The sequence below is a fragment of the Burkholderia sp. HMSC10F09 genome (genome assembly GCF_001806955.1).
Lineage (GTDB): Bacteria > Pseudomonadota > Gammaproteobacteria > Burkholderiales > Burkholderiaceae > Burkholderia > Burkholderia multivorans.
The window spans coordinates 1-10,751 of sequence record NZ_KV786513.1; the positions used below are offsets into that span (position 1 = coordinate 1).

10 protein-coding genes are annotated in these 10,751 nt (G+C 66.8%); 6 read left to right on the top strand and 4 right to left on the bottom strand.

From position 1 onward, the window contains the following. Together mreC and HMPREF3115_RS02000 are read right to left on the bottom strand one after the other, a co-directional pair. Positions 1–999, bottom strand: a 999-nt coding sequence (gene mreC, locus HMPREF3115_RS01995) for a rod shape-determining protein MreC (RefSeq protein WP_070553318.1), incomplete at its 3' end; no start/stop codon positions are given. A 125-nt stretch (positions 1,000–1,124) separates the two neighbouring features. Then, positions 1,125–2,168 (bottom strand): rod shape-determining protein, encoded by a 1,044-nt coding sequence (locus HMPREF3115_RS02000; RefSeq protein ID WP_004189550.1) that lies wholly within the window; start codon positions 2,166–2,168, stop codon positions 1,125–1,127. Positions 2,169–2,532: 364 nt separating this feature from the next. On the opposite strand from HMPREF3115_RS02000, the gene gatC reads away from it, so the two are divergent. The 5 genes from gatC to HMPREF3115_RS02025 all read left to right on the top strand — a co-directional run bounded on the left by gatC (position 2,533) and on the right by HMPREF3115_RS02025 (position 7,634). Further along, a complete protein-coding gene (gene gatC / locus HMPREF3115_RS02005) occupies positions 2,533–2,832 on the top strand; it encodes an Asp-tRNA(Asn)/Glu-tRNA(Gln) amidotransferase subunit GatC (protein ID WP_006407213.1) in 300 nt (99 codons plus the stop codon). A 70-nt stretch (positions 2,833–2,902) separates the two neighbouring features. After that, on the top strand, positions 2,903–4,393 hold the full coding sequence (gene gatA, locus HMPREF3115_RS02010; RefSeq protein ID WP_006407212.1) for an Asp-tRNA(Asn)/Glu-tRNA(Gln) amidotransferase subunit GatA: 1,491 nt from the start codon (positions 2,903–2,905) through the stop codon (positions 4,391–4,393). 4 nt (positions 4,394–4,397) lie between these two features. Continuing rightward, positions 4,398–5,870 carry an Asp-tRNA(Asn)/Glu-tRNA(Gln) amidotransferase subunit GatB gene (gatB, locus tag HMPREF3115_RS02015; RefSeq protein ID WP_006407211.1) on the top strand — a complete coding sequence of 491 codons (1,473 nt, stop codon included), beginning with the start codon at positions 4,398–4,400 and terminating at the stop codon, positions 5,868–5,870. A gap of 115 nt (positions 5,871–5,985) precedes the next feature. Next, positions 5,986–6,825, top strand: coding sequence for a polyphosphate kinase 2 family protein (locus HMPREF3115_RS02020; RefSeq protein ID WP_070553319.1), 840 nt, complete (start codon positions 5,986–5,988; stop codon positions 6,823–6,825). Positions 6,826–6,863: 38 nt separating this feature from the next. After that, complete coding sequence (locus HMPREF3115_RS02025; RefSeq protein ID WP_006407209.1) at positions 6,864–7,634, top strand: exodeoxyribonuclease III; 771 nt, start codon at positions 6,864–6,866, stop codon at positions 7,632–7,634. A gap of 102 nt (positions 7,635–7,736) precedes the next feature. On the opposite strand, the gene HMPREF3115_RS02030 is transcribed toward HMPREF3115_RS02025, so the two are convergent. Continuing rightward, positions 7,737–8,789 carry an NAD(P)-dependent alcohol dehydrogenase gene (locus tag HMPREF3115_RS02030; RefSeq protein WP_006412226.1) on the bottom strand — a complete coding sequence of 351 codons (1,053 nt, stop codon included), beginning with the start codon at positions 8,787–8,789 and terminating at the stop codon, positions 7,737–7,739. A 229-nt stretch (positions 8,790–9,018) separates the two neighbouring features. Here HMPREF3115_RS02030 and HMPREF3115_RS02035 point away from each other — a divergent pair, with 229 nt between their 5' ends. After that, a complete protein-coding gene (locus tag HMPREF3115_RS02035; protein WP_006407207.1) occupies positions 9,019–9,969 on the top strand; it encodes an AraC family transcriptional regulator in 951 nt (316 codons plus the stop codon). A gap of 13 nt (positions 9,970–9,982) precedes the next feature. Here HMPREF3115_RS02035 and HMPREF3115_RS02040 read toward each other — a convergent pair. Then, positions 9,983–10,751: M48 family metallopeptidase (locus tag HMPREF3115_RS02040; RefSeq protein WP_070553320.1), on the bottom strand; the 769-nt coding region annotated here is incomplete at its 5' end.

Sequence of the window (10,751 nt, forward strand, 5' to 3'; positions counted from 1 at the left end):
GGGCTGCGCGCCGGCCGGCGGCGCGGCGTCGGCCGGCTTGGCCGCGTCGGCAGGCTTTCCGCTCGCGTCGGCCTTCTCGCCCTTCGCGGCGGCCGCCTTCGCCGCCTTCTTGCCTTTCGCGTTCTTCTCCGCGGCCGGCTCGGGATCGGCCGGACGCGGCGGAATGTCGTTCCGGTAATGCAGCACGAGCATCTGCCGCGCACCGCGCACGGCCGCGACCGGCGCGCAGGTGACGCGCGCGAATGCGGTATCGGCGAGCTTGTCGACGCGTACGACCTTCGCGACCGGCAGGCCCGGCGGATAGACGCCGTCGAGGCCGCTCGTCACGAGTTCGTCGCCGGCGACGAGATCGGCGCTGGTCGGCACGAAGCGCAGATCGAGCGAATCGCCCTTCGGCGTGCCGTAGATCACGCTGCGCAGGCCGGTGCGCAGCACCTGCACGGGGATCGCGAGATCGCGATCGGTGATCAGCGTGACCTCGGCCTGCAGCGGGAACACGCGCGTGACCTGGCCGACCACGCCGTCCTCGCTGACGACGGGCGCGCCGTCCTGAATGCCCTGCTGCGAGCCCTGGCCGATCACGATCTTCTGCGTGAACGGATCGCTGGTGTCGTACTGGATCTCGACGGGCGTCGACTGCGCGGCGATCTGCTGGCGCAGCGCGAGCAGCGCGCGCAGATGCACGTTCTCCTGCGTGAGGATCGCGGCCTGGTTCGCGAGCGTCGACAGCTGCAGGTTGCGCTTGCGCAGCTGCTCGTTCTCGCCGCGCAGCGTCGCGCCGGTGACGGCGAGATCGGCGGCGCCCATGAACAGGTCGCGCGGCACGAGCGCCGCGCGCTGCAGCGGATACAGCACGGTACCGAGCACGCCGCGGACGATTTCGAGCGTGCTGAAGCGCGCGTCCGATACGAGGAGCGCGATGGCGAGGGCGACGAAGAAGATGAGCCGCGCGAGCGCGGGCGGACCTTGCTTGAAGAGGGGCGGCGGACTGTATTCCATGGTCGGCGCCGGGCGCGGGTGACCGGTCAAATGATGCTCAGACGCGCAAACGGCGCGGCGGTTCGTTCTGAACGAGCGATCCGGCCACGCCGCGCGTGCGTCATGTCAAGAAACGGCTTATACGATCACTCGTACGAGAAGATGCTGCCCAGCTTGTCCATGCGTTCGAGCGCCATGCCCGAACCGCGTACGACGCAGGTGAGCGGATCTTCGGCGACGAGCACCGGCAGGCCGGTTTCTTCCGCGAGCAGGCGATCGAGGTCGCGCAGCAGCGCACCGCCGCCCGTCAGCATCATGCCGCGCTCGGCGATGTCGGCGCCGAGTTCCGGCGGCGTCTGCTCGAGGGCGATCTTCACCGACGACACGATCTGGTTCAGCGGATCGGTCAGCGCTTCGAGGATTTCGTTGCTCGAGATCGTGAAGCTGCGCGGAATGCCTTCCGACAGATTGCGGCCCTTCACTTCCATTTCCTTCACTTCGGAGCCCGGGAACGCGGAGCCGATTTCCTTCTTGATCGCTTCGGCCGTCTGTTCGCCGATCAGCATCCCGTAGTTGCGGCGGATGTAGTTGACGATCGCCTCGTCGAACTTGTCGCCGCCGACGCGCACCGAGCCCTTGTAGACGATGCCGCCGAGCGAGATCACGCCGACTTCGGTCGTGCCGCCGCCGATGTCGACGACCATCGAGCCCGTCGCTTCCGACACCGGCAGGCCCGCGCCGATCGCGGCGGCCATCGGTTCTTCGATCAGGTAGACCTGCGAGGCGCCGGCGCCGTGCGCGGCTTCCTTGATCGCGCGGCGCTCGACCTGCGTCGAGCCGCACGGCACGCAGATGATGATGCGCGGCGACGGCGAGAACATCCGCGACTCGTGCGCCGTCTTGATGAACTGCTTGATCATCTGCTCGGTGACGGTGAAGTCGGCGATCACGCCGTCCTTCATCGGGCGGATCGCCTCGATGTTGCCCGGCACCTTGCCGAGCATCTGCTTGGCTTCCTTGCCGACGGCCTGGATCGTCTTCTTGCCGTTGGGGCCGCCTTCCTGGCGAATCGACACGACGGACGGCTCATCGAGCACGATGCCTTTGCCGCGCATGTAGATCAGGGTGTTTGCGGTGCCGAGATCGATCGCCAGATCGTTGGAGAAATAGCTGCGCAAAAAACCGAACATTCAGAATCCTGTCTCGCTCTGGGGCCGGCCCTGCGTCACGGGTCTCAGGGCGGCAGCGGAAAAAATAACAGCCTCGGATCGTGGCGGAACGGGCCGCCGCGGCGCTCGAAGCTGCAAGTGATATTTACCGGAAATCGCACGAAGCACGCACGGCTTGCCAAAGCAGGGGCGAAACGGTGCGGGAAAAGGCTGCCGGGTCTGGGTCGAACGCGTAATGATACCTTATAATTTCGCGGTATTTGAATCGAAACGGGCGGTATTTTTGCCGCTTCGGCCCCGATTTTTGAGGGTGGGATCGCACCCTTCAACCCCCGCCGCGGCGCCGCTTTCGCGCGCCGCGCAGCCTTGTTTTTCCGGTGATCGCATGGCCCTGACCCTGACCGATGTGAAACGCATCGCCCACCTCGCGCGACTCGAAATGGCCGACGCCGACGCCGAGCACACGCTCGGCCAGCTCAACGAATTCTTCGGCCTCGTCGAGCAGATGCAGGCGGTCGACACCGCCGGCATCGCGCCGCTCGCGCACCCGATCGAACAGATCCAGGAAGTCGCGCAGCGGCTGCGGGACGACGCCGTCACGGAAGTCGTGAACCGCGACGACAACCAGCGTCCGGCGCCGGCCGTCCAGGACGGCCTCTATCTCGTGCCGAAGGTGATCGAGTAAACGCTCGACGACAAGCGCGCCGGCCCACATGGCGCCGCGCGCGACCCAGAATTCCCAGGAAGACTCCCTCATGCACGCAAAAAGCCTGACCGAACTGCGCGCCGCGCTCGCCGCCAAGGAATGCTCGGCCGTCGAGCTCGCGCAGCACTATCTGAAACGGATCGACGCCGCGCGCGACCTGAACGCGTTCGTCCACGTCGAGCCGGAGCTCACCCTCGCGCAGGCGAAGGCCGCCGATGCCGAACTCGCGCGCGGCGCGGGCGGCCCGCTGACGGGCCTGCCGATCGCGCACAAGGACGTGTTCGTCACGCGCGGCTGGCGCTCGACCGCCGGCTCGAAGATGCTCGCCAACTACGAGAGCCCGTTCGACGCGACCGTCGTCGCCCGCCTGCAGGCGGCCGGCATGGTCACGCTCGGCAAGACCAACATGGACGAGTTCGCGATGGGCTCGTCGAACGAGAATTCCGCGTTCGGCGCGGTGAAGAACCCGTGGGACACGAACGCGGTGCCGGGCGGCAGCTCGGGCGGCAGCTCGGCCGCGGTGGCCGCGCGTCTCGCGCCGGCCGCGACCGGCACCGACACCGGCGGCTCGATCCGCCAGCCGGCGTCGTTCGCGGGCGTGACCGGCATCAAGCCGACCTACGGCCGCGTGTCGCGCTACGGCATGATCGCGTTCGCGTCGTCGCTCGACCAGGGCGGCCCGATGGCGCAGAGCGCATCCGACTGCGCGCTGCTGCTCAACGCGATGGCCGGCTTCGACGAGCGCGACTCGACGAGCCTCGAGCGCGACGACGAAGACTTCACGCGCCACCTCGGCCAGCCGTGGGCCGCGGGCAACGATGCGGCGAAACCGCTCGCCGGCCTGCGCATCGGCCTGCCGAACGAGTATTTCGGCGACGGTCTCGCCGACGACGTGCGCGCGGCCATCGACGCGGCGCTGAAGCAATACGAGGCGCTCGGCGCGACGCTCGTGCCGGTGTCGCTGCCGAAAACGGAATTGTCGATTCCCGTCTACTACGTGATTGCGCCGGCCGAGGCGTCGTCGAACCTGTCGCGGTTCGACGGCGTGCGCTTCGGCCATCGCGCCGCGCAGTACGGCGATCTGCTCGACATGTACAAGAAGTCGCGGGCCGAGGGCTTCGGGCCCGAGGTGAAGCGCCGCATTCTCGTCGGCACGTACGTGCTGTCGCACGGCTACTACGACGCGTACTACCTGCAGGCGCAGAAGATCCGCCGCATCATCGCGAACGACTTCCAGGAAGCATTCAAGTCCTGCGACGTGATCATGGGGCCGGCGTCGCCGACGGTCGCGTGGGACCTCGGCGCGAAGGGCGACGATCCGGTGCAGATGTATCTCGCGGACATCTACACGCTGTCGGTGAGCCTCGCCGGCCTGCCGGGCATGAGCGTGCCGTGCGGCTTCGGCGCGGGCGCGAATGCGAAGCGTCCGGTCGGCCTGCAGATCATCGGCAACTATTTCAACGAAGCCCGGATGCTGCAGGTCGCCGACGCGTTCCAGCGCGCGACCGACTGGCACAAGCAAGTTCCGGCAGGGGTGTAAGCATATGACTCAATGGGAAGTCGTCATCGGTCTCGAGACGCACGCGCAACTGTCGACCGTCTCGAAGATTTTCTCCGGCGCCTCGACGCAGTTCGGCGCGGAACCGAACACGCAGGCCTGCCCGGTCGACCTCGCGCTGCCGGGCGTGCTGCCGGTGCTGAACCGCGGCGCGGTCGAGCGGGCGATCCGCTTCGGCCTCGCGATCGGCGCGACCATTGCGCCGCGCAGCATCTTCGCGCGCAAGAATTATTTCTATCCCGATCTGCCGAAGGGCTATCAGATCAGCCAGTACGAGATTCCGGTCGTGCAGGGCGGCGCGATCACGATCCAGGTGCCGGCCAACGAGAAGGCCGGCAAGCCGGCGTACGAGAAGACGGTCAACCTGACCCGCGCGCACCTCGAGGAAGACGCGGGCAAGTCGCTGCATGAAGACTTCGCCGGCATGACGGGCATCGATCTGAACCGCGCGGGCACACCGCTGCTCGAGATCGTCACCGAGCCGGAAATGCGCAGCGCGGCCGAGGCCGTGGCCTACGCGAAGGCGCTGCATGCGCTCGTCGTGTGGCTCGGCATCTGCGACGGCAACATGCAGGAAGGCTCGTTCCGCTGCGACGCGAACGTGTCGGTGCGTCCGGTCGGCCAGGAAAAGTTCGGCACGCGCGCCGAGATCAAGAACCTGAACTCGTTCCGCTTCCTCGAGGAAGCGATCAACTACGAAGTGCGCCGCCAGATCGAGCTGATCGAGGACGGCGGCGAGGTCGTGCAGGAAACGCGTCTGTACGATCCGGACAAGCGCGAGACGCGCTCGATGCGCAGCAAGGAAGACGCGCACGACTACCGCTACTTCCCCGATCCGGACCTGATGCCGCTCGTGATCGGCCGCGACTGGGTCGAGCGCGTGCAGGCCGGGATGCCCGAGCTGCCGGCCGCGATGCAGCAGCGCTTCGTCGAGCAATATGGCGTGTCCGCGTACGACGCCGGCGTGTTGACGTCGACGAAGGCGATGGCCGCGTACTTCGAGGCCGTCGTCGCGAAGGCGGGCGCCGCGAACGCGAAGATCGCCGCGAACTGGCTGATGGGCGACGTGTCGTCGCAGCTGAACCGCGACGGCATCGACATCGACGCGATTCCGGTGTCGGCCGCGCAGCTCGCGCTGCTGCTGCAGCGTATCGCCGACGGGACGATCTCGAACAAGATCGCGAAGGAAGTGTTCGCGACGATGTGGGAAGAGAAGGCGAGCGACGACGGTGCGGCCGATCGCATCATCGACGCGAAGGGCCTGAAGCAGATCTCCGACACCGGCGCGCTCGAGGCGATCATCGACGAGGTGCTCGCGGCGAATGCGAAGTCGGTCGAGGAATTCCGCGCGGGCAAGGAAAAGGCGTTCAACGCGCTGATCGGCCAGGCGATGAAGGCGACCAAGGGCAAGGCCAATCCGCAGCAGGTCAACGAACTGCTGAAGAAGAAGCTCGGCTGAACATGACCGCGCGCCTGAACCGCGCCTGACGACGGGCCGCTGCCGAACCTGTTCGGCGCGGCCCGTCGCGTTTCGATGCGAGCGCCCGCGCGCCGCGTCGTACAAGGAGGAACGAATGGCGAAACAACCGTCGCTCGACGATTTCCGCGTGCCGTACTTCAAGCACGGCAAGGATGGCGCCGCATTCAGGCTCGACGCGTTCGATCCGTCGGCGAAGCCGTTTTCGTCGGGCTCGAAGGATGCCGACCGCGAACGGCTGTCGATCGTATCGACCGAGCTCGACGTGCAGCAGGAGCGGCTGCACACGCAGCAGAAAAAGCGCGTGCTGCTCGTGCTGCAGGGGATGGACACGAGCGGCAAGGACGGCACCGTGCGTGCGGTGTTCCGCGACGTCGATCCGCTCGGGCTGCGCATCGTGCCGTTCAAGGCGCCGACGCCGATCGAGGCCGCGCACGACTTCCTGTGGCGCGTGCACGCGCAGGTGCCGGCCGCGGGCGAGCTCGCCATTTTCAACCGCAGCCATTACGAGGACGTGCTGGTGCCGCGCGTGCTCGGCACGATCGACGACAAGGCATGCGAGCGCCGCTACCGGCAGATCCGCGATTTCGAGACGATGCTCGCGGAGAACGGCACGACGATCGTCAAATGCTTCCTGTACATCTCGAAGGACGAGCAGCGCGAACGGCTGCAGGCGCGCATCGACGATCCGACCAAGCACTGGAAGTTCGACATCGCCGATCTCGACGCGCGCAAGCACTGGGATGCATACCAGGACGCGTACCGCGACGCGCTCGCGGCGACGTCGGTCGAGCATGCGCCGTGGTACGTGATTCCGGCGAACTCGAAGACGCATCGCAACGTGATGATCGCCGAGCTGCTGCTGCGCACGATGACGGACATGAAGCTGGAATTCCCGCCGCCGAAGCCGGAGCTCGACGGCGTGAAGGTCCGCTGAACCGCTACCTCGAATACTGAACTGAAACGGAACTCGACATGATGCGTGTCATTACCGCCAACCTGAACGGCATCCGCTCGGCCGCGAAGAAGGGCTTCTTCGACTGGCTCGGCGAACAGAACGCCGATTGCGTCTGCGTGCAGGAAATCAAGGTGTCGGCCGACGATCTGCCGGCCGAATTCGTCGCGCCGCACGGCCTGAAGAGCTATTTCCACCATGCCGCGAAGAAGGGCTACAGCGGCGCGGGCCTGTACAGCCGCCGCGAGCCCGACGACGTGATCATCGGCTTCGGCAGCAGCGAATTCGATCCGGAAGGGCGTTACGTCGAGGCGCGCTACGGCAAGCTGTCGGTCGTGTCGGTGTACGTGCCGTCCGGCTCGAGCGGCGACGAGCGCCAGCAGGCGAAGTACCGCTTCATGGACGAATTCATGCCGCATCTCGCGGCGCTGAAGAAGACGCGCGAGGTGATCCTCTGCGGCGACGTGAACATCGTCCACAAGGAGATCGACATCAAGAACTGGAAGAGCAACCAGAAGAACTCCGGTTGCCTGCCCGAAGAGCGCGCGTGGCTCTCGAAGCTGTTCGACGACGTCGGCTACGTCGACGTGTTCCGCACGCTCGATCCGCGGCCCGAGCAGTACACGTGGTGGAGCAACCGCGGACAGGCGTATGCGAAGAACGTCGGGTGGCGGATCGATTACCAGATCGCGACGCCGGGCGTGGCGGCGACCGCGAAAAGCACGTCGATCTTCAAGGACATCAAGTTCAGCGACCACGCGCCGCTGACGGTGGATTACGACTACGCATGACGGCTCGCGCCATGCGGCGCGCGCTCGATCACGCCGCCTCGTAGAAACGAAACAACGGGCCGCATGTCGCACATGCGGCCCGTTTCGTTTCGGCGGCGCGGCTTACTGCTTGATCGACGCCATGTCGATCACGAACCGGTACTTCACGTCGCTCTTCAGCATCCGCTCGTACGCAGCGTTGATCTCCTGCATCGGAATGATCTCGATGTCGGACGTGATGCCGTGCTGCGCGCAGAAGTCGAGCATTTCCTGCGTCTCCGCGATTCCGCCGATCAGCGAGCCGGCGAGGCGGCGGCGCTTGAAGATCAGGTTGAACACCTGCGGCGACGGGTGATCGTGCTCGGGCGCGCCGACGAGCGTCATCGTGCCGTCGCGCTTGAGCAGATGCAGGAACGGATTCAGGTCGTGCTGCGCGGCGACCGTGTTGAGGATGAAGTCGAAGCTGTTCAGGTGCGCGTTCATCTGCGCTTCGTCCTTCGACACGACGACTTCATGCGCGCCGAGCCGCTTGCCGTCCTCGATCTTCGACGGCGACGTCGTGAACAGCACGACGTGCGCACCCATCGCGCGCGCGAGCTTCACGCCCATGTGACCGAGCCCGCCGAGGCCCACGATCCCGACCTTCTTGCCGGGCCCGACGTTCCACTGACGCAGCGGCGAATACGTGGTGATCCCCGCGCAGAGCAGCGGCGCGGCACCGGCCGCGTCGAGCGTGTCGGGCACGCGCAGCACGAATGCTTCGTCGACGACGATCTGCGTCGAATAGCCGCCGTACGTGATGTCGCCCGTCACGCGATCCTGGCCGTTGTAGGTGCCGACGAAGCCGTTTTCGCAATACTGCTCGAGGCCTTCCGCGCAGCTCGCGCAGGTGCGGCACGAATCGACGAGACAGCCGACGCCGACCAGCTCGCCGACCTTGAAGCGCGAGACCTGCGGCCCGGTTGCGGTCACGCGCCCGACGATTTCGTGGCCCGGCACGACCGGATAGATGGTGTTGCGCCATTCGTTGCGCGCCTGATGGAGGTCGGAATGGCAGACGCCGCAGTAGAGAATCTCGATCTGCACGTCGAGGTCGCGCAGCGCGCGACGCTGGAATTCGAACGGGGCGAGCGGCGATTGCGCGTCGGTCGCCGCGTAGGCATAGGTGGTGCTCATGCGTAAGGCTCCTTGTCCGGTTAAACATCCGGCAAAACGGACGGCACGCCGCGCGGTGTGGCGACGCGGCGAGACAGGTCCCCATCGTAAGGAGCGCGGCGCCGCGATGAAATACACGAACGTCTCGAACCTTTGCCTATTCCTCTTGAATTTCTCGCGAAAGGCCGTCGAAACGCTGACACGGTGCTAAATTGCGAGCCAGATTCTCTTGCAGCACAGGAACTTGCCGATGAGTTTCCAGCCCCTTTTTGCCGATTCGGCCGACCGCGTGCGGCGCCGCATGATCGAGCTGCATACGCGTCTCGCGCCGAACGAGGGCGACACGCCGGCCGCGATCGACGGCGTGCGCTTCATCCGCGTGAGCCGTCCGGCGCCGCGCTTGCCGGTGCTCTACGAGCCGAGCATCGTCGTCGTCTGTCAGGGCCGCAAGTTCGGTTATCTCGGCGAGCGCTCGTTCGTGTACGACGCGCAGCAGTACCTCGTGCTGTCGGTGCCGCTGCCGTTCGAATGCGAGACGCATGCGAGCGCCGACGAGCCGTTCCTCGCGATCTCGATCCGCGTCGATCTCGCCGTGATCGCCGAGCTGGCGATCCTGCTCGACGAGACGCTCGGCGCGGCCGTCAGCGAACCGCACGGCGTCTATTCGACGCCGCTCGACGCGCCGCTCGCGGACGCGGTGCTGCGGCTGCTCGAGACGCTCGCGTCGCCGCACGACACGCGCGTGCTCGGGCCGTCGATCATGCGCGAGATCGCGTATCGCGTGCTGACCGGCGCGCAGGGCGACGCGATTCGCGCGGCGCTCGTCCAGCAGCATCATTTCGGCCGGATCGCGAAGGCGCTGCGGCGCATTCATGCGGACCTGCGGGCCGACCTCGACGTCGAGACGCTGGCTCGCGAGGCCGGAATGAGCCTCGCGGTATTCCATGCGCAGTTCAAGCACGTGACGGCGACGTCGCCGATGCAGTACGTGAAGACCGCGCGGCTGCATCAGGCGCGGCTGATGATGGTGCAGAACGGTCTGGGGGCGGGCGCCGCGGCCGCGCGCGTCGGCTATGCGAGTGCGTCGCAGTTCAGCCGCGAGTTCAAGCGGCTGTTCGGGCGCAGCCCCGGCGACGAGGTGCGCGCGATGCGCGAGAGCAGCGAGCGCGTGGCCGCCGCGGCTACTGCGGCGCAGCGATAGGCGCGCGCGCCGCTCAGCGCCGCACGACCTTGCGCCGCTGCGCGCTGATGCCCGCGTAGTCGGGCAGCGCATCGACGCGCTTGCCGATCGCCTTCGCGTAGAGCGGCATCAGGTCCGGCAGCCGGTTCAGCAGATCCTGGCGGCGCGATGCGCCGTACGGATGCGTATAGATGAAGCCGGCCGCCTTGTTCGCGCGCGTGGCGGCCGCGAGCTTGTCCCACAGCGTGATCGCCGCGCGCGGATCGAAGCCGGCACGCGCGGCGATGTCGCCGCCGATCACGTCGGCCTCGGTCTCGTCGGTCGGATCGTAGCGCAGCGTCTGCAGACGTTCGCCGAGATGCAGCGATTGCGGCAGCGGATCGCCGACGCCGAACAGCGGCGGCAGCGTCGCCGCGCGCAGCGACGTCTGCGACGTTGCGCCGAAGTTGCTGCGCGCATGTTCGCGCAGCGCGTGCGCGATGCCGTGTGCGATCAGCACGCCGAGCTCGTCGTCGTTCAGGCGCACGCGATCGAGCAGGCCCGTATACACGAGGATCTTGCCGCCCGGCAGGCACGTCAGGCGGATGTCGCGCGAGCGGATCGCGTTGACGTCCCACGTCCAGCCCTTCACGCGATCGTTCCATTTGACCGAGTACGGCGCGAGTTTCGCGACGATCGCGTGCAGGCGTTTCATCCGCGGCTGGCTGGCGGGCAGCAGCCGTTTCTCGTCGGCGGCCGTCTGCACGATCTGCGCGTATTCGCTCGCGGTGAGCTGTTCGAGCAGCGGCGACGGAATCAGCGAG

Coding starts and splice junctions, on each gene's coding strand:
- gatC (WP_006407213.1), top strand. CDS start 2,533: ATGGCCCTGACCCTGACCGATGTGAAACGCATCGCCCACCTCGCGCGA.
- gatB (WP_006407211.1), top strand. CDS start 4,398: ATGACTCAATGGGAAGTCGTCATCGGTCTCGAGACGCACGCGCAACTG.
- HMPREF3115_RS02020 (WP_070553319.1), top strand. CDS start 5,986: ATGGCGAAACAACCGTCGCTCGACGATTTCCGCGTGCCGTACTTCAAG.
- HMPREF3115_RS02000 (WP_004189550.1), bottom strand. CDS start 2,168: ATGTTCGGTTTTTTGCGCAGCTATTTCTCCAACGATCTGGCGATCGAT.
- HMPREF3115_RS02030 (WP_006412226.1), bottom strand. CDS start 8,789: ATGAGCACCACCTATGCCTACGCGGCGACCGACGCGCAATCGCCGCTC.
- HMPREF3115_RS02035 (WP_006407207.1), top strand. CDS start 9,019: ATGAGTTTCCAGCCCCTTTTTGCCGATTCGGCCGACCGCGTGCGGCGC.
- HMPREF3115_RS02025 (WP_006407209.1), top strand. CDS start 6,864: ATGATGCGTGTCATTACCGCCAACCTGAACGGCATCCGCTCGGCCGCG.
- gatA (WP_006407212.1), top strand. CDS start 2,903: ATGCACGCAAAAAGCCTGACCGAACTGCGCGCCGCGCTCGCCGCCAAG.